Below are 24,804 nucleotides of genomic sequence, written 5' to 3'. Positions count from 1 at the left end.
GGTATCCATGATGGAGGCCCTCAAGGTGATGACCTACTCCAAGGTTAGTCTTCCAACACGTAATTGGGACAGCGCCTTTTTTTATGGTCTCGCATGCCTATCTCCGCCGTCGGGATGCGCTCGCCAGGATGTTGGCCACAATGGCTTAACGGAAAGCTGAAAGTTCATTAAAAACAGGCAGTAAATGCTACATAAATGGTCTCGCCGCTTAAGCTCCTGTACAAGAACTGGTCGGTACAATGGTGCTCATATAGAACAAGGGCTGCAAGCCCGCAACTAGCATCGACGAGGCTGTGATGAACTTAAGACTGACACCTGTATGGATTGCATTGGCATTGGCTGGCACGGTTGCTCACGCAAGTGACGACATCTACTTCGGTGCCGGTGTCGGTGCCGCTCACTTCAATGGCCTGAACAAGGTAGAAGGCGTGGAGAGTGGAACCGAAGACGCCTTCACCGGCAACCTCTTCATGGGTTACAACTTCAACGAAACGTTCGGTGCCGAACTGGGTTACCAGTACGCTGGCCGGGGCAATACCAACGGTGGCATCAACAACAACGCCTACGAAAATCAGGGTGCCACCCTGTCCGGTATCGCCCGTCTGCCGCTGGGAGAGGATTTTTCCCTGTTTGGTGAAGCGGGTGCCTACTGGTCGCACACCCACGGCTTTGGCGTGACGGATTCCCGCGTGTCGCCGATGGCTGGCGTCGGTCTGACCTACAAGTTGAACGATGCCCTGGATCTGCAGGCGCGCTACCGCTACATGTGGGACGTGGCTGATTTGACCACTTACACCGGTGAGCAGTACAAGTCCAACCAGAGCGTGGCGACGCTGGAAGCGGTATATCACCCGTTCCGCACCTCCTACGTTGAGCCTGTTGCTGCTCCGGTCGTTACAGAAGCGGCTCCCGTGGTTGTCGAGAAGAACTTTGCCCTGAACTCCGACGTGCTGTTTGCCTTTGGCAAAGCCGAGCTGAAGGCTGAAGGTGTCGAGGCTCTGGATGGTCTGTACAAGCAAATCGTTGAATTCCAGCCCAAAGATGGCAGCGCCATCGTCATTGGTTACAGCGATCGCATCGGTTCCGAGGCTTATAACCAGAAGCTGTCCGAAGCCCGTGCCCGCACCGTGGCCGACTTCCTGGTCAGCAAGGGTCTGGCCACCAGCAAGATCGCCATCGAAGGCCGTGGTGAAGCCGACCCGGTCACCGGCACCCAGTGTGACGGCGTCAAGGGCAAGAATGAGCTGATCACCTGCCTGGCACCGGACCGCCGTGTCGAAGTCCGCGTCTCTGGCGTGCAGGAAGTGCAGCAATAAGCCGACGCCGCTAGGTGGATGTGAAGAGGGGATGCCATGGCATCCCCTCTTGTTTGTCGGGCTTGCGCTTCGCAGACGGGTAAAACCATCCGTCACGACGTCTGGTGCCCGATCCTTCTGCAATCGCTCGAAAATGTGTCGAACCCTTCCTCTTATACCTTCCCTGTCAGTGAGTTACAGCCATTATCTTGCCTAGTATGATGGCGTGACGAGCCTGTGTCCCGTTATCCTGCGTCATCCCGGTCCGGGCGTGCGGGCTTCTGATCCCCTCCCTCGACATCCCGAAGCGGGACAAATCCATGATAGAGGTAATCTATGAATGCGACAGAGCTGTGGCAGCTTTCTCCCGAGCAGTTCAACGAGTGGCGGCGGGAGAATGACTATCCATTGATTTGGACATTGCTGGTGGCCTCGCTACCCCATTTCGGCGACTGGATGACAGAGCAGAAAATAGAGAAAAGCGTCATCTTCCAGATCGGCATCGCCCGTTTCATCAGCTCGCGATCCGTGCTCAGCCTCTGCGTCTACATGAGCGATGACAAGATAAGGCTGTATGAGACTGCCTCGAGTGCTCTGGAGTCCCTGCGCAAGAGCGGCCTCATCCGCTCCGAATCCCGCTTCGAGCCTTATTGCATGTGGCTGGCCGGCAAGTACGGCAAGGATGAGGTGAAGCGGGTGCAGAGCCTGCTCTCCGTCTCCGAGAACAACAAGGGGGAGGCCCAGGTGCTGGGCAAGCATCGCCTGCTCAACATCGGCGGCGTCGAGCTCAAGAGCCCCATCATCTCCGGCCGTCTGCTGGATTTCACCTGCCTCGACGAGCTCTCGCTGGATGGCGCCGTCAACAACTCCAAGGTCTATCTGTGGCACTGTTCGGCCAAGGGAGTACGCGTGAACGGCGGGGTGATCGGGCTCGATCTGTTCGATTCCCTGCTGTGGGATCACAGGGCCTGGGCCAAGAAGCGGGAGCTGGCGCTGGAGGACGGGGTGTTTCAGGACTTCACCATAGAGTGCGAGGAGATCCGCTTTCACTCCTCCCGGGCCGTGCTGAAAAACTTCAACGTCAGTGCCAAGAACTTCGATGCCACCATGGAGCACACCAATCTGGACAAGGTGCAGGTGGTCTACAACGAGAATGGCCGGATAGATCACAACGAGGCCAGCAAGCTGTACCGCAATGCCAAACGCATCTTCTCCAGCGTGGGGGACACCGTCGATGCCGGTGAATGCTATTACAAGGAGAAGCTGCACGAGATGAAATCCCTGGCAAGCCCGAGGGAGTTGTTCAGGGAGCGCTGGCTGCGCAGCGGCTTGATGACGAAGGGGTGGCTCTCCCTGCTGTGCTACCTCAAGTGCGCCAGCAAGTTTGTCAGCTTCATCACCTGGGGATTTGGTGAGCGGCCGATAAGAAGCCTGCTGATGTCGATGGGGGTCATACTGCTGGCGACCCTGACCTACTTCCTGGCGCCGGAGTCCGTGACCCATGGCCATCTGGGGCGCTCCCTCTACTTCAGCATAGTGACCTTCGTGACCCTGGGTTACGGCGATATCTCCCAGACCTCCTCTCCCCTCCAGTTGTTGTCGGCCATAGAGGCGTTCTGCGGCATGTTTCTGACCGGCCTCTTCCTCGCCGGCTTTGCTTCAAAGACCAAGCAGTATTGACGATAGCGCTGGCGGCGACGGCACCACTTGCCCCGCCGCCAGGGGCTGGCCAATCGCCAGGACCCGCCTGCACGGCGGGGATGGCGTTCTTCCTTGACGCACCGGCAGTGGAGCGACTTTATTTAGAGTCATGGGTCGCGCTTGCGATGGATGGTGCGCCTAGCGTTGCACGAGATAAAAACAGGGGAGCGAGAGCGGTATCGAACAGTCCACAATCAAAGCAGAGAAGGAATAACGCTATGATATTGAATCACTTATGGGGATTGTATGCACATCCTCACACCGAATGGCATACCATAGACGAGAGGCATGACAGTTTCCGAAACAGTCTGACTCATATCCTGATCGTGGCCCTTATCCCTCCCATCTGTGCCTATTATTCCGCCGTGCACATAGGTTGGAGCATTGGCGTCGGTGAGCCCATCACCCTGACCGCGAACAGCGCCCTCATGCTGTCGATAGCCATGTACGTGACGCTCATCATCGGCGTCCTCGCGCTCTCCTATCTGGTGCACTGGATGGGCCATACCTTCGGTTCGGATCCGAGCTACACGACGTCGCTCGAGCTCGCGGCCTACACCTCCACGCCGCTGTTCATGGTCGGTTTCTCCGCGTTCTTCCCGCATCTCTGGTTCATGATGATCATCGGTCTCATCGGGCTCAGCTACTCGGTGTACCTGCTCTATGTGGGGGTGCCTATCCTGATGCACATTCCCAAGGAGCAGGGATTCATCTACGCCAGCTCGGTGGTCACAGTCGGCCTGGTGCTGCTGGTCTGCGTGCTGGCGGCCACGGCCATTCTCTGGGGATCCGGCTTTGGCCCCGTGTTTACCCAGTAGCCGCTGACCAGCCGGCAGAAACGACAAGGGCGCCATTATGGCGCCTTTGTCATGGGGCTCACCCACGCTTTCTGGCCGGTTTGTGGCAACCGGATGGAGTGAAAGCGTCGGTCGCGAGGCGGGATCAGCGCGGGTTGCCGCTGCCGATGCCAAAGGGGATACGGTAGTCGCTGCTCTGATCCCCCAGGCTCACTGTCAGGTTGCCCTGGGCGCGGCTCGGGATCTGCACCTGCTGGGTGCCCGTCAGGTTGGCATGGACGGAGGCCACCAGATCACCAGACTCGTCGCGTACCTCCAGCATGGGGTTGGCCTTGCCAGCCATGGTCGCGCTGGCATGCCAGTTCACGAACAATACGCCAGGGGCGGAATTGAAATCGGCAGGAACGGAAGCCTGGGCAACACCGGCAGTCATCAGGCCTGCAACGGCCAGCATCTTGATTAGGTTTTTCATGTTCATTCACTCTCTTGATTTTTATGTCATTGGCAAGGCCGGAGAGGCCCGCATCAATGCATCCTTGCAAGAGGTTATTCAAATACTATGTAGTTCTTTTACTGACATCAGACACCCTGTTTTTGGTATCTCAGCCTGGAACGACCTGTTATTTGGCCGCTTGGCGATCCTGCCTAAGCGATGAATGAATAGTAAACAGGTCATCGCTCGGTTGTTAGCGAGATTAACTGGTCTAGATGTTCAAAAAACATGAACGAAACATACGCGAGCGGCCACCCCGGGTTGCCAGGGGGTGAGCAGATCTTGTCACTGAAAGCGGAAGCTGACACCGGATTGTCATCTGGAGCGCTTAATGTGCAGCCTTATTTTCAATATGGTTCAAGGATGACTATGCTCCGTCTCTCTTCCCTCGCCACCTGCGTGGCTGCGATCCTGCTGGCTGGTTGCCAATCGGAAAACGACTCCTCTTCGACTACCGGGCCTGAGGCCGACTACCAGTACAGCACCAAGGCTGTCTATGCTGCCCGTCAGGATGCGAGCAGTTATGAAGCGGCGCCAGCCGGTTTCACCCCCGTCTTCACCGAGCTGGTTGCCCGACATGGCTCCCGTTCCCTGTCCAGCCCCAAGTACGACGTGCTGACCAAGCAGATTTGGGACGCGGCTTCCCGGCAGGGTGCGCTCACCACGCTGGGTCAGGGGCTGGGGGCCAAGGTGGATGCCGTCACCGCAGCCAACCGGCAACTGGGCTATGGCCTACTCTCGGCAGTCGGCAAGGAAGAGCATGCCCTGCTGGCGACCCGCCTGGCCGAGCGGCTGCCGACCCTGCTTGGCAAGGGAGCTGCGCCCGCCTGCATCCGGGTCGAGACGTCGGGCAAGGACAGGGCCAACGAGAGCGCCTACTACTTCATGGAGAGCCTGGCAAAACGGGTCGATTTCGTGGCTGACAGCAAGGACTGCTACGTGAGCCAGCAGAACCCCTCCGAGATCGACAAGGGGTTGCGCAACAAGTTTGAACTCTACTTCCACAAGACGGAGCCGGAAGGGGATTACCTCCAGTACCTGCCCGCCTTCCAGGCATACATGGCGTTCGTCGGGGATGAGGAGGCGGGTGTGTCTCCGGTTCCCGAGCTGACCGAGGCGCTCGATGGCCTCAAGACCCTGCCCCAGACCCGGGTGATGGCGCGCGCGATGCTCGAACGCCTCTACAGCAAGGCGTTCGTCGACGAGCTGGCTGCCGGTGTCGAATATGTGGCGGTGAACCCGGAAGATGGTGACAAGACCTATGTGCGCGACGAGGTGGATGCCGCACTGATGCTCTACAACCTCTTCATCATTGGCCCGGGGATGATCCGGGAGGCGCAGGCGCAAGGGGCGCCCTGGGATCTGGAGCAGTTCATCACTCCGGAGGAGTCTGCCTGGTTCTCCTATCTCTCCGATGCCGAGGACTTCTACGAGAAGGGGCCGAGTCTGAACAGCCAGCGTGCCACCTACGAGGTGGCTCAGCCCCTGCTCGACGGCCTGTTCAATGAGGTGCAGCACCAGGTGATCGAAGGGGCCGGCGAGCACGTCGCCAAGCTGCGTTTTGCCCACGCCGAGACCCTGATCCCGCTGGCAGCACTGATGAAGCTGGAAGGCAGCCGTCAGAGCGCCAAGCCGGGCGAATTGATGAGCCAGGCCAACAACGAATGGCGTGGCGGTTGGGTCTCTCCTTATGCGGCCAACATCCAGTGGGATGTTTATCGCAACGACACAGGCAGGGTGTTGGTGAAGATGCTCTACAACGAGAGGGAGCTTGCCTTCAAGGAAGGGTGTATCTCCATTGAGGCTGGCAGCTTCTTCTATGACTTCGGCGAGCTAAAGCGCTGCTACGGTTATCCGTCGTGACGCCCGCTTGGTACCTCTGATGAAGCGGGCCTGTCATCACAGGCCCGCTTTATTTGGCGGCGTCACGCCGGGTCGGCGCGCCGTCGTCCCCCATGCCAGGTGGTGCCCATCGAAGCGGTTATGATGGCGGCTATTCCCAGCCACTGGGACGGGGGCAGTTGTTCTCCCAGCAACAGCAACCCCATCAGGGCGCCCATGGCGGGTTCACCGCTGGTCAGGATGCCGTAGCTCTTGAGCGGCAACCGGCGCAGGGCAAACATCTCGAGAGAGTAGGGGATGGCACTCGAGAGCAGCCCCACCCCCGCTATGGTCAGCACCAGGGGGAGGGTGAAGCTGGCCTCGCTCGCCCCGCCGAAGCCGAAGGGCAGTACCAGCAGGGTTCCCACCCACATGCCAAGGGCCGGGGCCTGGGCCCCCAGCAAGGCACCGGCCCGCTTGCCGGTCAGCATATAGAGTCCCCAGAACACGCCGGCGCCGAGGGCCAATGCGGCCCCCAGGGGATCGATGGCCTGTTCGGCCTCCCGCAGCGGCAACAGCAACAGCAGACCGACGATGGCCAGCGCCAGCCAGATAAAGTCTTCTCGGTGGCGGGAGCTGAGCAGCGCCACCGTCAGGGGGCCTATGAACTCGATGGCCAGCGCCACGCCGAGGGGGATGCGCTCTATGGCCAGATAGAAGAGCAGGTTCATGGCTCCCAGCGAGAGTCCATAAGGGATGGCCCCCAGCAGGGTGCGCCTGTCGAGTGGCGCTCGCCAGACCCGAAACACCAGAGAGAGGAGGAGGGCGGCACACCCCAGCCGGAACAGGGTGGTACCGGCGGCCCCGATCAAGGGAAACAGCGTCTTGGCCAGGGAGGCGCCGAGGGTGATCGACAGCATGGCGAGCATGACCGCCAGCAGGGAGGAGAGGGTGGTGGTGGTCGGCGGCATCTTGTTCAAACCTGAGCAGGGAAGGGGAAGTAAAATATATCTGGCGATAGCCGTAATCTCGGTTTAAAACTGGCTCTATTCGATAATCTTTATCTTCTTTTCCCCCATGACCGACAAGTTCGATCTGCTCATCCTCGCCGAGCTGCAGCAGGATGCCCGTCTGCCCATTCCCGAGCTGGCCCACAGGGTCGGCCTCTCGGCGCCCGCCTGTTACCGCCGTGTCCGGACGCTGCGGGAGGCGGGAGTTATCGAGCGGGAGGTGGCGCTGGTGGCACCGGCGACCATGGGCTGGCCCATCACCATGCTGGTGCTCGTCACCCTGGAGCGGGATCATGGCCGTATCATCGATGAGATGATTGCCTGCCTGAAGGGGGAGCCTGAGGTCATGGACCTCTGGTATGTGACGGGTGAGCAGGACTTCGTGCTGCAGGTGGCCGCGCGGGACATGCAGAGTTACGAGCAGTTCACCCGGCGGGTGCTGCATGCCAGGGAGCAGGTGCGCAGCTTCAAGACGTTGGTGGTCATGGGGCAGCACAAGCGCTGCGGGGCCTTGCTGCCAGCCTGAGGTGGTGAATTCGCCGGGGGGCGTGTCTGCACGCCATTGGCAGGCTGTCATGAACAAGAGGGGGGGCAGGGGTTGGCCACGGCGCCGAGTACAAGTCGGGGCAGCATTACCTGCCCCGGTCGTGTCAGATCTCCGCCAGCTCCTGCGCCGTCATGGGGCGCAACACCCGACAAGGGTTGCCGACTGCGACCACCCCCGCCGGAATATCCCTGGTGACCACGGATCCCGCCCCTATCACGCTGTTGTCCCCTATGGTGACACCGGGGCAGATGACGGTGCTGCCTCCTATCCAGACGTTGTTGCCGATGCGCACCGGCTTGCCGAACTCGACCCCGGCCACCCGAGGCGACACCGCCACCGGGTGGGCGGCGGTGTAGATCTGCACCCCTGGCGCCAGCAGCACGTTGTCACCGATGTGCACCTCGCACACGTCGAGGATGGTGCAGTTGACGTTGGCGTAGAAGTTCTCCCCCACGAAGATGTTGGCGCCATAGTCGCAAAAGAAGGGCGGGTTGATTGCGCACGCTTTGCCACGGCCGCCGAGCAGTTCATAGAGCAGGGCATCCCGCTCCGGTTTCTCCTGCCAGCTGGTGTTGAAGCTGTGATAGAGGCTGCGGCAGCGCTCGCGGGCCGCCTTCAGCTCGGGGTGGCCCGCATCATAGGGCTCCCCCGCCACCATCTTCTGCCATTCGGGGCAGCGCTCGGCTGCCCGTGGCGCTGTGATTGTCTCAGTCATCATTGCTCCATCAGCCAGATCAGGGATTCATAAGGACGCAGCTCGCAGGTTTGCGGCCGGGCCGGGCTATCGGGGTAGTTGCCAAGCAGCAGGCGACCCTCGCCAGCGGCCAGCTCGGCGGGCGGCTCGAAAGTCACAGGCCTGCCGTAGAAGTTGCTCACCACCAGCAGGGTCTGGCCGTTGGCGCGGCGGGCATAGGCCCAGATCCGGGCATGCCCCGCCAGCAGCTCCTGATAATCCCCCTGGGTGAAGATGGGATAATCCTTGCGCAGCCGGATCAGCTCCCGGTAGTGCCAGAACACCGAGTCTTGGTCGGCCAGCGCCGCTTCGGCGTTGATCTCGGGGTAGTTGGCTGCTGGCTTGAGCCAGGGCGTGCCCGCGGTGAAGCCGGCGTTGGGGGCGGCGCTCCACTGCATGGGAGTGCGGGAGTTGTCCCTGGACTTGGCCCCCAGAATGGCGAGGATCTCGGCCTCGCTCACTCCTTCCGCCTGCTTGATGGCGAAGATGTTGCGGCTCTCCACATCCTGATAGTCATCGATGCGCTGATAACCGGGGTTGGTCATGCCGATCTCCTCCCCCTGATAGATGTAGGGGGTGCCCTGCAAGCCGTGCAGAGTGCTGGCCAGCATCTTGGCGGCCACCACCCTATGCTCGCCCTCGTCGCCGAAGCGGGAGACGATGCGTGGCTGGTCGTGGTTGCACCAGAACAGCGCCGACCACCCCTTGCCGTGCATGCCGCTCTGCCAGTGGTTGAAGATGCGCTTGAGCTCGAGGAAATCGAACGGCGCCTTGGTCCACTTGTCGCCATTGGGGTAATCCACCTTGAGGTGGTGGAAGTTGAACACCATGGAGAGCTCTGAGCCGTCCAGCGCGCCATAGCGCTGGCAGTGCTCGAGACTGGTGGAAGACATCTCCCCCACCGTCATGGCCCCCACCGGGGCGAAGACGTCGCGGCTCACATCCTGCAGGAATTCGTGGATGCGCGGCCCGTCGGTGTAGAAGCGGCGGCCATCCCCCACCTCGTCGCTCGGGAAGCGCTGATCCTTGGAGATGAGGTTGATGACGTCGAGCCGGAAACCGTCGACCCCCTTCTTCGCCCAGAAGTGGATGATCTTTTTCACCTCGGCGCGAACCGCCGGGTTTTCCCAGTTGAGATCCGCCTGCTCGCGGGCGAACAGGTGCAGATAGTACTGGCTGGTGGCCGGGTCCAGCTCCCAGGCGCTGCCGCCAAACTTGGATTGCCAGTTGTTGGGCACGCCGCCGTCCACCGGATCTTTCCAGATGTAGTAGTCGCGGTAGGGGCTGTTCTTGTCCCCCAGCGCCGACTTGAACCAGGCGTGCTCGGTGGAGGTGTGGTTGACCACTATGTCCATCACTATGCGGATGTCGCGCGCGTGGGCGGCCGCCAGCAGCGCTTCGAAATCGCTCATGGTGCCGTAGGCCGGGTCTATGGCCAGGTAGTCGGCGATGTCGTAGCCGTTGTCCACCTGGGGGGAGACGTAGACCGGGGTCAGCCAGAGGGCATTGACGCCGAGGGTCTTGAGGTAGTCGAGGCGGGCCATGATCCCCTTGAGATCGCCGGTGCCGCGGGCGCCGGAATCCTGAAAGCTCTTGGGGTAGATCTGGTAAATCACGGCGCTTTGCCACCAGGGTGTCTGTGTCATGGTTGGATCGCTCATTGGTTGAAACTGGGTTGAACAGGCCAATAAAAAGGGCGGAGCCTGGGCCCCGCCGATGTCTTGGGGATCAGGCGGTGGCCAGATCCAGCTTGCCGGCAGCCTGCTGGCGCTTGTAGACCAGCAGGGTCAGTACCACGGGCACCACTATGGCTACCAGCATGGCGACGGCGTAGATAGCCCAGTACTGGGGCTGGATGGAGAGGATGCCCGGCAGGCCGCCCACCCCGATGCCGTTGGCCATCACGCCGCTGAAGCCGCAGATGAGGGCCGCGAGGCTGGAGCCCACCATGGCGCACAGCATGGGGAACTTGTACTTGAGGTTGATGCCGTACATGGCCGGCTCGGTCACCCCCAGGTAGGCGGAGATGGCGGCCGGGACCGAGATCTCCCGTTCGTTCTCCTTGCGGCTGATCAGGATGATACCGACGACCGCCGAGGCCTGGGCGATATTGGAGAGCGCGATCAGCGGCCAGATGGGGGTGCCGCCCATGCTCTGCATCAGTTGCAGATCCACAGCGTTGGTGGTGTGGTGGATGCCGGTGATGACCAGGGGGGCATAGAGGAAGCCGAACAGGGCGGCGCCTATGGGGGCGAAGGACCCCGTCATGGCGGCCTTGGCGGCGAAGCCGACCCCCTCACCAATCCAGCGACCGAAGGGGCCGATGAAGGCGTGGGCCACTATCACCGCCAGCAGCAGGGAGATGAAGGGCACTATCACCAGATAGAGGTAGGCCGGAATGATGCGCTTGAGGCTGGTTTCCACCCAGGCCAGGAAGACACCCGCCAGCAGGGCCGGAATGACCTGGGCCTGATAGCCCACCTTCTGGATGACGAAGAGACCGAAGTCCCACACTTCCGGGGTTTGCTGACCGATGCCGTAGGCGTTCATCAGCTGCGGCGACACCAGGGTGATACCCAGCACTATGCCGAGGATCTCGGATCCCCCCATCTTCTTCACCGCAGACCAGCAGACGCCCACCGGCAGGAAGTGGAAGATGGCCTCACCCAGCAACCAGAGGAAGGCGTGCACCTGGGCCCAGAACTGGCTGATCTCCACCAGGGTATGGGTCCCGTCGTCGAACATCTTGATGTCGCCGATGACATTGCGAAAACCCAGGATCAGGCCGCCGGTGATGATGGCGGGCAGCAGGGGCACGAAGATCTCCGCCAGGTGGGAGATGCCGCGCTCCAGCGGATTCATGTTGTGGCGGGCCGCCTGCTTGGCGGCATCCTTGCTGGCGCCGCTCACCCCTATCTCCTCGGTGAGCGCCTTGTACCACTGATCCACCTCGTTGCCGATCACCACCTGGAACTGGCCGCCCTGGGTGAAGCTGCCCTTCACCGAGGGTATGGTCTCGATGGCCTTGGGATCTGCCTTGGCCGGATCGGCCAGCACGAACCTGAGCCGGGTCAGGCAGTGGCTGACGGTGGTGATGTTGTCCTTGCCGCCGATCCGTTCGATCAGCTGCGCCAGATGTTGTGTGTTGACTTTTGACATGAGCCTTCCCTCTGTGACTCCATGAATAATGGTCGTGTCTTTGCCGGCTGGCCAATGACCGCCCGCTTATTGGTATCGTTCCCAATCAGCATGAGGCCAGTGGTCGACATCAGCAATGGGAACGTTCCCAATTCGTGGCGGTGGTCACAAAAAGTGCAAAACGCCGGTAATGAGAGGAAAAGATAGACTACAGGGGCTGACAGGGAGCTATGGTGGCTCTGGGGGCCTGCCCCTCTTCAATCTGATCGAGCAGCTGTCTGGCGGCCAGAATGCCGGCATCCTTGTAGCCGAAATCCAGGTTGAGGGCGTTGGCAAATAGGAAGGTGAGCATGGGATTGCTGCCGAGGCCGCTCACCAGGATGTCGGTGCGCCCCTGCTCCTGCAGGTATTTGGCGGCGCCGATGGCCAGGGTGTCGCTGGCACAGACCAGCGCCTGGGTGCCGGGGGTGACCAGCTCGGCCGCCAGCCGGTAGCCGCTGTGCAGGCTGAGATCCCCGAGGGCGCTGTGGGGGACGCGCCCCTGCTCCCGACAGTAGTCTAGATAGGCCTGGTGCCGGCGCAGCCCCGTGGTGAGATCGTTGCGTTCGACCCCCAGATAGGCCACCTCGTCGATGCCTCGTCCCCTGAGGTGATCGAGCACGGCCCGCACCGCCCCCTCGTCATCGTAACAAACGGACGAAAACCCGGGGTGCTCGCGCACCATCAACACCAGCTTCTCCTTGAGCGGCGCCATGGCGGCGTAGTCCAGATCGTTGAAGGCAAACAGGATGATGCCGTCCACCCCGCGCCGCTCCAGCACCGCCAGGTGCTCGCTCACCTTGGTGGGGGAGAACTTGCTCTCCATCAGCACGGCGTCGTAGCCGCGGGCGTAGAGGGTCTCCAGCATGCCGCGCACCGCCTGGTTCTCCGAGCTGGAGTCGAGGCGTGACACCACTATGCCTATCACCTGCTGGCTCTGGCTGCGCATGGCCCGGGCCGACTTGCTCGGCACGAAGTCGTGCTCTGCGATCACCGCCTCGACCCTGGCTCTGGTCTGGGCGTTGACCCTGGGATCCTGATTGAGCACCCGGGAGACGGTCGACTTGCCGACCCCGCTGAGGCGAGCGATATCGAGGATGGTCAGTTTCTTTTCCATGGGGATCCGTGACAGGGGAGGGCGACAACCGGGATGCAGACATTGTTGTGATTAAGTCCTGTGAATACAAGCCCATGGCGTTAGAATGCCATTTTTGCCCAGGCGACTCCCCTCGCCATTGCACAGGACGCGCATCATGGATCTGTTGGCAAGTCTGCACTTCTCCCTCTCCATCACGGGCCCCATCTGTCTGGTGCTGGTGCTCGGCATCTGGCTCAAGCGGCTGGGCCTCTTGCCTGACAGCTTCGTCGAGTCCGCTTCCCGCCTGGTGTTTCAGGTCACCCTGCCCGCCCTCTTGTTTCTCAGCATGGTGCGCACCGACTTTTCCACCATGCCTAGCCCCTGGCTTATCCTCTACGGCCTGCTCGGCACCCTGGCCGGTTTTCTGGTACTGGAGCTGCTGGCGGCCCGCTTCATCAGCGAGCAGAAATTGCGGGGCATCTTCGTGCAGGGCAGCTTTCGCGGCAACATGGGGATCATGGGGCTGGCCTACGTGCAAAACGCCTACGGCCCGGAGGGGATAGGCGCCGCCGCCCTGCTGGTGGGCTCCATCACAGTGCTCTACAACATCCTCGCGGTGATCACCCTGACCCGCAGCCTGGGGGGCGGGAAAGGGATCAGGCCCATCCTCAAGGGGATTGTCAGAAATCCCCTCATCATCGCCATCCTGGCGGCGCTGCCGTTCGGCCTGCTCGGCATAGAGTTGCCCCAGCTGGTGATCACCACGGGCAACTATTTTGCCAACATGACACTGCCGTTGGCGCTGCTCTGCACCGGCGCCAGCCTCAACCTCAAGGCCCTGCGCGGCGGCGCCATGCTGACCGGCTGGGCCACCGCCAACCGTCTGTTCTGCATTCCCGTGCTGCTGGTGCTGGGAGCCTGGGCGCTCGGTTTCAACACCCAGGCCCTCGGCATCCTGTTTCTCATCAGCTCCACCCCCACCGCAGCCGCCAGCTATGTGATGACCCGTGCCATGGGGGGCGACAGCGCCCTGGCGGCGAACATCATCGCCACCACCACGCTCGGTTCGCTGGTGACCACCAGCCTGGGGGCGGCGCTGATGAACTATCTGGGGCTGATGGGATAGCCCTTCAGCCCAGCCGCTCGCGTTCCTGCTCCAGCACCATCTTCTCGTGGGCCAGGAAGAAGGGGCGGTAGAGTACATAGCTGTTGAGGATGCAGACCAGGCTCATCAGGCCATTGCTCCAACTGCCGTTGGCCGCCCAGGCGGCGCCCAGCGGGGAGGGCATGGACCAGGGCAGCAGGGCGATGAACTTGTCGAGGAAACCCCACTGGGTCAGCTGCCAGGCGATCACCGCATTGATCAGGGGAACACCAATAAAGGGCAGGAAAAACAACGGATTCATGATGATGGGAAAACCGAACAGCAGCGGCTCGTTGATGTTGAACATGGAGGGGATGAACCCCAGCTTGCCCACCGACTGGATGGAGTGGCTGCGGCTGCGCATGGCCATGAACACCAGAGGCAAGGTAGTCCCAATCCCCCCGATCAGCAGGTAATAGTCCCAGAACCCTTGCAAGAAGATGTGGGGCAGGGGCTCTCCCGCCATCAGCGCGGCCTGGTTGGCGCTCACCCCGGCCATCCAGAAGGGTGACAGCAAACCGGTCACTATCAGGGCGCCGTGGATCCCCATGAACCAGAGCAGATGGGCAATCAGCAGGGTGATCAGCAGGGCTGGCAGGGTGTCGGCACCCACGATCAGGGGCCGGAACAGGGCGGCCATGAAGTCCGGCAGGCTGATCCCGAACTGTTGCTGCAACCAGAGCCGCAGCAGGCTCAGCGAAAGCATGATGAACAGCAGCGGCACGATCAGCTGAAAGCCTCGCCGCGTCATCACCGGGACCTCATCCGGCATCTGGATGTACCAGCCCCGGCGATAGAAGAACCGGGTCACCTCCACCGAGTAGAAAGCCATCAACAGGGCCGTGAAGATCCCGGCGCCCCCCAGATAACCAAAGACACCGGGCTGCAGCGAGCGAAAGTCGATCAGCATCAGGAACGCCATGCAGCCTCCCAGACCACACAGACGCTCGGGCATCTCGTATGCCTTGGCGAGGCTGGACGCCGCGCCGAAGGCGATGATCAGTGCCACCAGCCCCAGGGTGTGGGAGTAGACGGGAAACAGGAAGGGATGTAGCGCCCGCGCCAGCCAGTGCAACCACTGCCCGAAGGCATGCGGCGTGTCGGGAGCGATGGGAGGATAGAGAATGGGGACCAGCAGGCTGCCGACGATGACGAAGGGCATAGCCAGCTGAAAACCATCGCGCAACGAGAGCACATGGCGACTGCGGGTCAGCCAGTTGGCAAACGGTACCATGCGCTGCTCTATCATGCCGACCAGCATTGCCATCCATTGCAGATTCATCACGTTATTCGGTTCCTTGTCATCCTGATACCCCTTGTCATGACGGGGCTTGGACGCCATTTTGACGGCTTTGCGGTTTTGTTTCCGTAATATCCGCGACCATTTTGCCATTTCATTACCTCGCTCACACTTCCCGACCCTTTGAATCGGAAAATGCCGATCCCGCTCACACATCAATGGATTTAATTTGGAAACCGGTTTCCAAATTAAATCCATCCGATCCAGAATGCGCCATCCGTTACGAACGTCTGGAGAATCGGGAAATGAAAAAAATCATGTTGTGCTGCTCTTCCGGCATGTCCACCAGCCTGCTGGTCAAGAAGATGAAAGAGGAGGCGGACAAGCGGGGATTGGACGCCGAGATACAGGCCTTCGGGGCGGCAGAGTTCGATCTGCAGATGCCCCACTACCAGGTGGTGCTGCTGGGGCCCCAGGTCAAATACATGCAAGCCGAGCTGCAGCAGCGTGCCGCAGCCCACGGCGTACCGGTCGACACCATCAACATGATGGATTACGGCATGCAACGGGGTGACAAGGTCCTCGACCACGCCCTCACCCTGATCGGCTGATGTGCAACCCAAACCAGTGAATGTCACAAGGAAACTTTCATGAACACCCTTTACGAGCGTTTTGTCAGTACCATAGAGAACCGGGTCAGCCCCCTGGCCGGGCGGATTGGCCAGCAAAAATACGTGCAGGCGATCCGTGACGGCTTCATCGCCGCCTTGCCCTTCATGATCGTCGGCAGCTTCATGCTGGTGTTCATCTTTCCCCCCTTCTCACCCGAGACCCAGTGGGGCTTCGCCCGCGCCTGGCTTGACTTCTCGTCGACCTACCAGCCGCAGCTGTTGCTGCCGTTCCAGCTGAGCATGGGGCTGATGACTCTGTTCATCTCGGTGGGAATAGGCGCCAGCCTGGCCCGCCAGAACGGGCTGGATCCGGTCACCACGGGTCTGCTCTGCCTGATGTCCTTCATGCTGGTGGCCGCGCCGGTCAAGGATGGCGCCATCTCCATGCAGTACTTCTCCGGCCAGGGGATCTTCACGGCCCTGATCACCGCCATCTATGCGGCCGAGGTCTATGCCTTCCTCAAGCGCAACAACATCACCATCAAGCTGCCGCCCCAGGTGCCGACCGGTGTCGCCCGCTCCTTCGAGGTGTTGATCCCGGTGCTGGTGATCATCCTGACCCTGCATCCCCTCAACCTGCTGCTGGAAAACAGCACCGGCATGATCCTGCCGGAAGCCATCATGTCCCTGGTCAAGCCGCTGGTGGCCGCCTCTGACTCCCTGCCAGCCATGCTGCTGGCGGTGCTGGTGTGCCAGATCCTCTGGTTCGCCGGGATCCACGGCGCCCTGATCGTCACCGGTATCATGAACCCGTTCTGGATGGCCAACCTGGCCAGCAACCAGGCCGCCATGGCGGCGGGTGAGGCGCTGCCCCACATCTTCCTGCAGGGCTTCTGGGATCACTATCTGCTGATCGGCGGCGTCGGCTCCACCCTGCCGCTGGCCTTCCTGCTACTGCGCAGCAAGGCGGCGCACCTGAGATCCATCGGCAAGATGGGCGTGGTGCCGGGCCTGTTCAACATCAACGAGCCTATCCTGTTCGGTGCCCCCATCGTCATGAACCCTGTCTTCTTCCTGCCCTTCATCCTGGTGCCCATGATCAACGCCACCCTGGCCTGGTTTGCCCTGGACTTCGGTCTGGTGGAGCGGGTGGTGTCCCTCACCCCCTGGACCACGCCGGGCCCCATCGGTGCCTCCTGGGCCGCCAACTGGGCCATCAGCCCCATGGTGCTGAGCCTGCTGTGCATGTGCAGTGCCGCGGCCATGTATTACCCCTTCCTGAAGGCCTATGAGCGCACTTTGCTCAAGCAGGAAGAACGGACTGACTCGAAAGAACCGACACTGGCGGCCGTTGCCAGCCGTTGATTGCCTGCGGGGCCGCCAGACGGCCTCTTTTTTCAAGCTTGGAGTAACACGAGATGCAATACCGTTTTCCTGAACAGTTCTGGTGGGGCAGCGCCTCGTCTGCCGCCCAGGCGGAAGGTGCCAGCCAGCAAGGGGGCAAGGCGCCCACCATCTGGGATCACTGGTTCGAGCAGTCCCCCCATCGCTTCCATCAGCAGATTGGGCCGGCGCAGACCTCCGGTTTCTATGAGCATTTTCGCGATGATATCTGCCTGCTGAAGCAACTGGGCCACAACAGTTTCCGCACCTCCATCGCCTGGTCGCGGTTGATCCCGGCGGGACGGGGAGAACCCAACCCACAGGCCGTCGCCTTCTACGACGCCATGCTCGACGAGCTCAAGGCCGAGGGGATCGAGCCCTTCATCTGCCTGTTCCACTTCGACATGCCGATGAGCATGCAGGCGCTGGGTGGCTGGGAGAGTCGGGAGGTGGTCGCCGCTTACGCCGACTTCGCCGACACCTGCTTCAGGCTGTTCGGTCACAAGGTCAAGCACTGGTTCACCTTCAACGAGCCGATCGTGCCGGTGGAGGGGGGCTACCTCTACGACTTCCACTATCCGAACGTGGTGGATTTTCGCCGCGCCGCCACCGTGGCCTATCACACCATGCTGGCTCATGCCACGGCGGTGCAGCGTTACCGGGCCCTCGGTCAGGATGGCGAGATCGGCATCATCCTGAACCTGACCCCCTCCTATCCGCGCTCGCAACACCCGGCGGATCTGAAGGCGGCCAACATCGCCGACTTGATGTTCAACCGCAGCTTCCTGGATCCGGCGGTCAAGGGGGAATACCCCGCCGAACTGGTCGAACTGCTGCGCGAATACGATCAGCTGCCGGCCTGCGAGCCGGGCGATGCCGCCCTGCTTGCGGCGGGCAAGATCGACCTGCTGGGGGTCAACTACTACCAGCCGCGCCGGATCAAGGCGCGCAGCCACGCGGTCAACCCCGCCAGCCCCTTCATGCCGGAGTGGTTCTTCGATTACTACGAGATGCCGGGCCGCAAGATGAACCCGCACCGGGGCTGGGAGATCTACGAGCAGGGGATCTACGACATCCTGGTCAACCTGCGCGACCACTACGGCAACATCCCGAGCTACATCTCGGAGAACGGCATGGGGGTCGAGGGGGAGGCCAAGTTCAAGGGCGATGATGGCCAGATCCAGGATGACTACCGCATCGGCTTCATCCGGGATCACCTCATCTGGCTGCACAAGGCGCTGGAAGAAGGCTGCCAGTGCCGGGGTTATCACCTCTGGACCTTCATCGACAACTGGTCCTGGAGCAACGCCTACAAGAACCGCTATGGCTTCGTCGAACTGGAGCTGGAGAGCCAGACCCGGCGCATCAAGAAGAGCGGCCAGTGGTTTGCCACCGCCGCCCGCGAGCATGGCTTCGACTGATTATTCCGTCAGTCGACCCGTATAAAGAAAGCGCGCCAGCCCAAGGGCCGGCGCCCATCACCAAGGAGTGTGTATGTTCGATCTGGAAGAGACCGTCATGGGGCTCATCATCAACGCCGGCATGAGCCGCAGCCTCTGCTTTGAGGCGCTGCGTCAGGCCAGGGCCGGCCAGTTTGCCGAAGCAGATGATCTGTTGCGTCAAGCCGCCGAGGCCGCCAACGCCGCCCACGCGGTGCAGACCCGGCTGATCGAGGCGGATGAGGGGGAGGGCAAGATCCCGGTCACGCTGATCCTGGTGCATGCCCAGGATCACCTGATGACCGCCATGCTGGCCCGGGAGCTGGTCACCGAGCTCATCGAGCTGCACCGCAAGCTGGCCGCCTGAGGAAGACGATCATGTTGCGACTCGGACTCGACATCGGCGGCACCAAGATTGAGGCTCAACTGCTCGATGGCCTGGGCGTCAGCCTGCTGTGCAAGCGTATCGCGACCCCGACCACGGGGTATGCCGATTTTCTGGTGGCCATCACCGACCTGGTGAACGAGATACGCCAGGAACTGGATGGCCCCTTCACCATAGGCATAGGGCTGCCCGGGGCCATCGACCCGCAGACGGGGCGGATCAAGAATGCCAACTGCCTGTTTCTCAACGGACAAGACCTTAAAGGAGACTTGACCAAGGCGCTGGGCCAGCCGGTCTGGCTCGCCAATGATGCCGACTGTTTCGCCCTCTCGGAGGCCGTCGACGGGGCGGGAGAGGCGGGCAGGGTAGTGTTCGGCATCATCCTCGGCACCGGCTGTGGTGGCGGGCTGGTGGTCAATCGCCAACTCATCGTCGGCCCCAACGCCATCACCGGAGAGTGGGGACACAACCCCCTGCCCGGCTATGACCCGGCTCTGGATGGCCCGAGCCAGCCCTGCTACTGCGGCCGCGACAACTGCATCGAGCGGTTCGTCTCCGGCACTGGATTTGCCGGCCGGTTCGTGGAGCGCCACGGCCGAGGACTGTCGCCGATCGGTATCATCACGGCCGCCGCCGAGGGGGATGTGGAGGCCGAGGCCCACTATGACCACTTCATCCAGGCCCTGGCCCGCAGCGTCGCCAGCCTGATCAACGTGCTGGACCCGGATGTCATCGTGCTGGGAGGAGGTCTTTCCAACATAGATCGCCTCTATCTGGATTTGCCCCAGGCACTGACGCCCTACCTGTTTTCGGATCGCTGCATCACCCCCATGGTGCCTGCCCGTTACGGGGACAGCAGCGGGGTTCGCGGCGCCGCCTGGCTGCCGAGCTGCGTCGAAGGAGCCACCACATGGGCCATCTGAACCATGGCCGCAGGGAGAGCGCCGACTCGCCTCCCCCGGCAGGCGACGCCTGTCAGGGGCTGAGACACTGCCTCGGGCCCTAGCCCCACCCGATTTGATCCATGCCCTTTGCCCCACATTGCGTCGCGATGGGGGAAAGGCATGCCCAAATTTGTCCTCCTCTCGGGGAGACAGATAAATAAGTGCTTGTATATCAAAAACATAAAACTCAAGGAATGATAATAATGAAACTGACAAACCTGTCCGCCCGGATCTTTGCCATCCTGGCCCTGAGCACCCCTTTCATGGCCAGCGCCGTGGTGGAAACCAACACGGACTTCGGGCGCCTGAGCCTGGGGGGTGATGCGGAGATCAACCTGAACGCGTCCAATACTACCCGTGGCAACGTGCTGGGGCAGACCAGCGAGACCCGCACCGATCGCTGGGACGAGGACGGTCGCCTGCTGTTGAACTTCCTCGGAGTGCGAGAATTGGAAGACGGTCGCTACGGCCAGATCCAGATCCAGCCCACCATAGGCACCAACGGTGGAGCCGGTGCCGATGACGCTTATCTGGGATTCGGCCAGCGCAGCAACTGGGGGATGAAGGTCGGCCGTTTCGAGGCCTATGACATGTTCCCTCTGGGTCAGGACATCTTCGTCGAGCACTCCGGTGACAGCGCCAACGACCTCTACTCCGATGGCAATGGTTATGTCTACATGCTGAAGGAGGGTCGTGGCCGGGCAGGAAAGGGCGGCCAGCTGCTGCTCAACAAGGAGACGGGCAACTGGTACCTGGAGCTCTCCAGCCTGATCGGGGACCGCACCAATCTGTTTGCCGGCCAGCAGTACCACGGCTATGCGCTGACCAAGGCCAAGGACTCCATCATCGTGCGTCCCGTCATCGCCTGGAAGGGGGAGAACCTCAAGGTCGCTCTGGGGGCCGAGGGCAACGTGATCAGCGACGCCATCGTCACCAGCGATGATGTCTCGGTGTCCGATCGCATGGGTTACGGCCTCACCACCAGCTGGACCCAGGACGCCCTGGTCATCAACGCCAACGCGGCCCGCATGGACGCCGAGGATGAAACCGATACCACCCTGGGCGCCAACCTGCTCTGGCACAATGCCGGCCTGGGTTACATCTATGCCATCAACGACATCAGCAGCGCCAATCTGAACAACCCCAACGCCGACTTCGGCAAGATGGTGGGCAAGCACACCATCAACACCGTCTATGCCTCCTACAAGATCCCGAGCGTGCTGGATCTGGACAACTTCGACATCTATCTGGGGGCCTACTGGTCCCAGCTGAATGTTGACAGCGCCGAGGTGGACAACATCGACCGTTATGGTGGCCGCGTGCGCTTCAAATACTTCTTCTGACCGCCGGGGTCAGAGCTGGCAGGGGGTGGCGATGGCCACCCTTTTCCATTTGTCTCAGCAGGCAAACCTTACCGGCGGGTGCTGGCCTATGTTAGGATGAACTTCTGTTAACCGGTTACCGTTGATGAAGCCATGGCCAATATTACCGATGTATCGCGCCTTGCGAATGTATCCAAAGCCACCGTCTCCCGCGTCCTGAGTGGCTCGCGCGGCGTGCGTGAAGAGAGCCGGTTGGCCGTGCTGCAAGCCGCCGAGCAGCTGAATTTCCGACCCAATGCCACGGCCCGCTCCCTGGCGACCCAGGCGACGGATTGCGTGGGCATCATCCTCTCCCCCCAGCTTGGCAATCGTCTGGCCAGCATGCTGCCGCTGCTGGAAGGGGCCTTGGCCAGGGCGGGAAAGAACATGCTGGTGCGCTTCGCCGATGGGGCGCAGCAACAGCAGCAGGCGGTCGATGAACTGCTGGGAGGGCGTTGTGACGGCGTGCTGGTACTCGGTACCAAACAGCCTCTGAATCCGGACTCGCGCCTCATTCAGCTGGATGGGGTGAGTGGGAGCGACAACCTCAATCTCTGCTACGACCTGACCTTCGCCACCGAGAGCGCCTGCCGCTTCCTGCTCGGCAAGGGTCATCGCCAGCTGGTGCTGATGCTGGATGACAAGAGCTCCCCTGCGGGAAAGAGCGCCATTCAAGGCTATCAACAGGCCCTGCAGCAGCAATCTCTGCCCTATAACAGCCAGTTGGTGATCGATGGCACCGACAACCAGCAGGCGCTGCTCGGCCTGCTCAACCGCTACCTGCCCTTCACCGCACTGGTGGTGCAGCAAGATGCCCAGGCTGCCGACGCCATGCGGCTGTTGCGCGAGTTCAACCTCCATATCCCCCAGGATGTCTCTGTCATCAGCCTGGAAGGCTCCGCCCTAGCGAGCCAGTTGACCCCACCGCTGACCTGCATCGAGTATCCAAGTGAACGGCTGGCCCAGGAGAGCGTGCGGGTGTTGCAAGCGCAACTGGCACAGAGTCTGCGACCGGCCGATGAACAGCAGAAATTCCAGGGGCGTCTGGTGGTGCGTGAATCCGTGGTGGCCCGCTAGGGCTTGACCTTGCCGCGAGCGTCAGCTTTAGGCTGACGGCACATCAACAGAGGAGATATCCCATGTCCATAGAACTCACCATTTCCGGCATGTCCTGCGGTGGCTGCGCCGCCAGCCTGCAAAAAGCCCTGCTGGCCCAGCCTGCCGTCAGCCAGGCCCAGGTGGATTTTGCCAGCAGCAAGGCCATCATCGAGAGCGAGCTGAGCAGAGCCGAGTTGATCGCGCTGATCGAAGCCAAGGGGTTCAGTGCAAAGTGATTTATCCCTATATGGGTAAAAATCAGACCAATATTCTGCTTACTTCTTTTTATTGGTGAGAGTAATCACTTAAATTTGGTTTAAAAAGGATAAAAATGCTGCAGTTTCCCCATTCAAAAGGACTGCAGCATGACCCTCCCTATCAGCAAGACCCTGATCGCCACCGTACTCGGCCTGACCCTCTCTCCCCTGGCCATGGCCCTGCCCAGCGTCCATATCCTGGCCACTGGCGGCACCATCGCCGGTGCGGGACAGTCCGCCACCCAATCCAACTATGAAGCAGGCAAGGTGGCCATCGAGACCCTGATCGCCGCCGTGCCCGAGATGAAGAACGTGGCCGAGGTGCAGGGTGAGCAGGTGGTCAAGATAGGCTCCCAGGACATGAACGACGAGGTGTGGCTCACGCTCGCCAAGCGGGTCAACGAGCTGCTGGCCAAGGACGACGTGGACGGTATCGTCATCACCCACGGCACCGACACCATGGAAGAGACCGCCTACTTCCTCAACCTGACCGTCAAGAGCGACAAGCCGGTGGTGCTGGTCGGCGCCATGCGTCCCTCCACCGCCATGAGTGCCGATGGTCCGCTCAATCTGTATAACGCCGTGGTCACCGCCTCCGACCCCGGCTCCAAGGGTCGTGGCGTCATGGTCGCCATGAACGATACCGTGCTGGATGCTCGCGATGTCACCAAGACCAACACCACAGGGGTGCAGACCTTCGCCGCCCCCAACTTCGGCCCGCTCGGCTACATCCACAACGGCAAGATCGACTACCAGCGCAGCCCTGCCCGTCTGCACACCAGCAAGACCCCATTTGACGTGAGCAAGCTCGACAAGCTGCCGCAAGTGGGCATCGTCTACAGCTACGCCAACGCCAACGCCACCGACCTGCCGGCCAAGGCCATGGTGGATGCCAAGTTCGACGGCATCGTCAGCGCCGGGGTGGGCAACGGCAACCTCTACCACACACTGTTCGACACCCTGGCCAAGGCGAGCAAGGATGGCATCCGGGTGGTGCGCTCCGCCCGCGTGCCGACCGGTGCCACCACCCTGGATGCCGAGATCGATGATGCCAAGTACGGCTTCGTGGCCGCCGGCACCCTGAACCCGCAGAAGGCACGTATTCTGCTGATGCTCTCCCTGACCCAGAGCAAGGATCCTGCCCAGATCCAGCGCTGGTTCCAGCAGTTCTGATCCCGGGGCTTAACCCGCTAACATACACCCATGAAAAAAGGGCAGGATCGGATCCTGCCCTTGCTCATGGCGTCATCTTCACATAGAGCGCGCCGTCAGCTCACCATCAGCCAGCCGCAGAACCCCAGGTACACCAGCCCCACGCAGGCCAGCCTGCCCGCCGTCATCCGCCCACGACTGAAGCCCCACCACAGCAGTGCCACCGCCAGTAGAGTCACCAGCGAGGAGACCATCATGGTGCTGTCGAGCAACCAGGGGGTGAACAGCAGGCAGAACGCCTTGGGAATGGTGCCCTGGATCATCATGGCCCCCGAGATATTGGCCAGCGCCAGCCGGTGTTTGCCCTGCCGCACCCAGATCAGCACGTTCATCAGCTCCGGCATCTCGGTTGCCACCGGGCTCAGCAGCAGGGCCGCCAGCACGGGAGAGAGGCCGAATAGCTCGCCCATGCTCTCCAGCTGATGAACGAACAGCTGGGCTGCCAGCGCCACCACCACCAGCGCTACCAGGGTCTGCAACAGCACCTTGCGAAGGGCCGGGATCTCGGCCTCGGGATCCAGCTTGAGAGGCTCTGGCAACTCGACCTCGTGGCTGTCGGTCTGTTTCAGCTCGCGCCGCACATAGACCAGATAAACCAGCACGAACAGCGGGGCCAGCCAGGTTTTGCCGGTGAAGGCCACCATACCGAGGGCCACCGCCACCAGGAAGATGCCGGCGAACCAGGCCTGATCCCGGCCAATCTCGCGCTGTACCTCGCCATCTATGACCCTGTGTTCACGGCTCATGTACAGCAGCAGGGTCACGCCGACGGCGGCATAGCCTATGGTGGAGAGCACCAGGGGGCCACCGAGGGCGGCGCCTATCCCAATCTGCTGCTGGGCGGGGGCATCCCCCATCAACAGCGCGGTCAGGGTGACGATGCATTCGGGCAAGGCAGTGCCGAGGGCCGCCAGCAGGGAGCCGGTGGCACTCTGGGAAAACTTGAAGTGATGGCCGGTCCATTCGATACCGTTGACGAAATATTCGCAGGCCAGGTAGATGGTGACGGCAGAGAACAGGAATAACAGCAGGGTGATCAACATAATAGGCAACCGCCAGGCGAGCAGAACAACCGATG

General features: G+C 61.5%; 23 protein-coding genes. 15 read left to right on the top strand and 8 right to left on the bottom strand.

Features of this window, described 5'->3' with window-relative positions; genetic code table 11:
• Window positions 1–296: 296 nt before the first annotated feature.
• The 3 genes from PG898_RS18405 to PG898_RS18395 all read left to right on the top strand — a co-directional run bounded on the left by PG898_RS18405 (window position 297) and on the right by PG898_RS18395 (window position 3,814).
• Window positions 297–1,316 carry an OmpA family protein gene (locus PG898_RS18405; RefSeq protein WP_041204919.1) on the top strand — a complete coding sequence of 340 codons (1,020 nt, stop codon included), beginning with the start codon at window positions 297–299 and terminating at the stop codon, window positions 1,314–1,316.
• 315 nt (window positions 1,317–1,631) lie between these two features.
• Complete coding sequence (locus PG898_RS18400) at window positions 1,632–2,975, top strand: potassium channel family protein (RefSeq protein ID WP_270824765.1); 1,344 nt, start codon at window positions 1,632–1,634, stop codon at window positions 2,973–2,975.
• Between the two features lie 239 nt (window positions 2,976–3,214).
• On the top strand, window positions 3,215–3,814 hold the full coding sequence (locus PG898_RS18395; RefSeq protein ID WP_270824766.1) for a Yip1 family protein: 600 nt from the start codon (window positions 3,215–3,217) through the stop codon (window positions 3,812–3,814).
• Window positions 3,815–3,938: 124 nt separating this feature from the next.
• On the opposite strand, the gene PG898_RS18390 is transcribed toward PG898_RS18395, so the two are convergent.
• Window positions 3,939–4,271 (bottom strand): hypothetical protein, encoded by a 333-nt coding sequence (locus PG898_RS18390; RefSeq protein ID WP_270824767.1) that lies wholly within the window; start codon window positions 4,269–4,271, stop codon window positions 3,939–3,941.
• Between the two features lie 378 nt (window positions 4,272–4,649).
• On the opposite strand from PG898_RS18390, the gene PG898_RS18385 reads away from it, so the two are divergent.
• Window positions 4,650–6,149 carry a histidine-type phosphatase gene (locus tag PG898_RS18385; RefSeq protein ID WP_270824768.1) on the top strand — a complete coding sequence of 500 codons (1,500 nt, stop codon included), beginning with the start codon at window positions 4,650–4,652 and terminating at the stop codon, window positions 6,147–6,149.
• 62 nt (window positions 6,150–6,211) lie between these two features.
• Here PG898_RS18385 and PG898_RS18380 read toward each other — a convergent pair whose 3' ends face one another.
• Entirely contained in the window at window positions 6,212–7,078 is an 867-nt protein-coding gene (locus PG898_RS18380) for an EamA family transporter (RefSeq protein WP_270824769.1), read from the bottom strand.
• A 106-nt stretch (window positions 7,079–7,184) separates the two neighbouring features.
• Here PG898_RS18380 and PG898_RS18375 point away from each other — a divergent pair, with 106 nt between their 5' ends.
• A complete protein-coding gene (locus PG898_RS18375; protein ID WP_270824770.1) occupies window positions 7,185–7,643 on the top strand; it encodes an Lrp/AsnC family transcriptional regulator in 459 nt (152 codons plus the stop codon).
• A 124-nt stretch (window positions 7,644–7,767) separates the two neighbouring features.
• On the opposite strand, the gene PG898_RS18370 is transcribed toward PG898_RS18375, so the two are convergent.
• The 4 genes from PG898_RS18370 to treR form a co-directional block, all read right to left on the bottom strand.
• Window positions 7,768–8,379 (bottom strand): sugar O-acetyltransferase, encoded by a 612-nt coding sequence (locus PG898_RS18370; protein WP_270824771.1) that lies wholly within the window; start codon window positions 8,377–8,379, stop codon window positions 7,768–7,770.
• On the bottom strand, window positions 8,379–10,043 hold the full coding sequence (treC, locus tag PG898_RS18365) for an alpha,alpha-phosphotrehalase (RefSeq protein ID WP_270824772.1): 1,665 nt from the start codon (window positions 10,041–10,043) through the stop codon (window positions 8,379–8,381). Before treC ends, PG898_RS18370 begins: the two co-directional genes overlap by 1 nt.
• Window positions 10,044–10,125: 82 nt before the next feature.
• Window positions 10,126–11,556 carry a PTS trehalose transporter subunit IIBC gene (treB, locus tag PG898_RS18360; RefSeq protein WP_025328410.1) on the bottom strand — a complete coding sequence of 477 codons (1,431 nt, stop codon included), beginning with the start codon at window positions 11,554–11,556 and terminating at the stop codon, window positions 10,126–10,128.
• A gap of 187 nt (window positions 11,557–11,743) precedes the next feature.
• The gene (treR, locus tag PG898_RS18355; RefSeq protein WP_270824774.1) at window positions 11,744–12,691 is read right to left on the bottom strand and encodes a trehalose operon repressor TreR; all 948 of its coding nucleotides are present in this window, start codon (window positions 12,689–12,691) and stop codon (window positions 11,744–11,746) included.
• Window positions 12,692–12,827: 136 nt separating this feature from the next.
• Here treR and PG898_RS18350 point away from each other — a divergent pair, with 136 nt between their 5' ends.
• Window positions 12,828–13,778: an AEC family transporter gene (locus PG898_RS18350; RefSeq protein ID WP_005323502.1), complete on the top strand. Its 951-nt coding sequence runs from the start codon at window positions 12,828–12,830 to the stop codon at window positions 13,776–13,778.
• Between the two features lie 4 nt (window positions 13,779–13,782).
• Here PG898_RS18350 and PG898_RS18345 read toward each other — a convergent pair whose 3' ends face one another.
• Complete coding sequence (locus tag PG898_RS18345) at window positions 13,783–15,078, bottom strand: PTS sugar transporter subunit IIC (RefSeq protein WP_042648163.1); 1,296 nt, start codon at window positions 15,076–15,078, stop codon at window positions 13,783–13,785.
• Window positions 15,079–15,341: 263 nt separating this feature from the next.
• On the opposite strand from PG898_RS18345, the gene PG898_RS18340 reads away from it, so the two are divergent.
• The 9 genes from PG898_RS18340 (at window position 15,342) to ansB (ending at window position 23,687) form a co-directional block, all read left to right on the top strand.
• On the top strand, window positions 15,342–15,647 hold the full coding sequence (locus tag PG898_RS18340; RefSeq protein ID WP_041204936.1) for a PTS sugar transporter subunit IIB: 306 nt from the start codon (window positions 15,342–15,344) through the stop codon (window positions 15,645–15,647).
• Window positions 15,648–15,686: 39 nt separating this feature from the next.
• Complete coding sequence (locus PG898_RS18335) at window positions 15,687–17,012, top strand: PTS sugar transporter subunit IIC (protein ID WP_270824775.1); 1,326 nt, start codon at window positions 15,687–15,689, stop codon at window positions 17,010–17,012.
• A gap of 53 nt (window positions 17,013–17,065) precedes the next feature.
• Window positions 17,066–18,451, top strand: coding sequence for a glycoside hydrolase family 1 protein (locus PG898_RS18330; RefSeq protein ID WP_270824776.1), 1,386 nt, complete (start codon window positions 17,066–17,068; stop codon window positions 18,449–18,451).
• A 73-nt stretch (window positions 18,452–18,524) separates the two neighbouring features.
• On the top strand, window positions 18,525–18,836 hold the full coding sequence (gene chbA / locus PG898_RS18325) for a PTS N,N'-diacetylchitobiose transporter subunit IIA (RefSeq protein WP_025328403.1): 312 nt from the start codon (window positions 18,525–18,527) through the stop codon (window positions 18,834–18,836).
• Window positions 18,837–18,847: 11 nt separating this feature from the next.
• Window positions 18,848–19,777: an ROK family protein gene (locus tag PG898_RS18320; protein ID WP_270824777.1), complete on the top strand. Its 930-nt coding sequence runs from the start codon at window positions 18,848–18,850 to the stop codon at window positions 19,775–19,777.
• A 224-nt stretch (window positions 19,778–20,001) separates the two neighbouring features.
• Window positions 20,002–21,141, top strand: a complete 1,140-nt coding sequence (locus PG898_RS18315; RefSeq protein WP_161507534.1) for a carbohydrate porin — start codon at window positions 20,002–20,004, stop codon at window positions 21,139–21,141.
• A 132-nt stretch (window positions 21,142–21,273) separates the two neighbouring features.
• Window positions 21,274–22,236, top strand: a complete 963-nt coding sequence (locus PG898_RS18310; RefSeq protein WP_270824778.1) for a LacI family DNA-binding transcriptional regulator — start codon at window positions 21,274–21,276, stop codon at window positions 22,234–22,236.
• Between the two features lie 62 nt (window positions 22,237–22,298).
• Window positions 22,299–22,493, top strand: coding sequence for a heavy-metal-associated domain-containing protein (locus PG898_RS18305; RefSeq protein ID WP_270824779.1), 195 nt, complete (start codon window positions 22,299–22,301; stop codon window positions 22,491–22,493).
• Window positions 22,494–22,622: 129 nt separating this feature from the next.
• Window positions 22,623–23,687, top strand: a complete 1,065-nt coding sequence (gene ansB, locus PG898_RS18300) for an L-asparaginase 2 (protein ID WP_270824780.1) — start codon at window positions 22,623–22,625, stop codon at window positions 23,685–23,687.
• Between the two features lie 95 nt (window positions 23,688–23,782).
• On the opposite strand, the gene PG898_RS18295 is transcribed toward ansB, so the two are convergent.
• A complete protein-coding gene (locus PG898_RS18295; RefSeq protein ID WP_270824782.1) occupies window positions 23,783–24,769 on the bottom strand; it encodes a sodium:calcium antiporter in 987 nt (328 codons plus the stop codon).
• Window positions 24,770–24,804: the final 35 nt, after the last annotated feature.

This window comes from Aeromonas sp. QDB31 (genome assembly GCF_027707605.1).
GTDB lineage: Bacteria > Pseudomonadota > Gammaproteobacteria > Enterobacterales > Aeromonadaceae > Aeromonas > Aeromonas media.
Note: the sequence above shows the minus strand (reverse complement) of the source record. Positions and strands in the feature narration are given on the sequence as shown.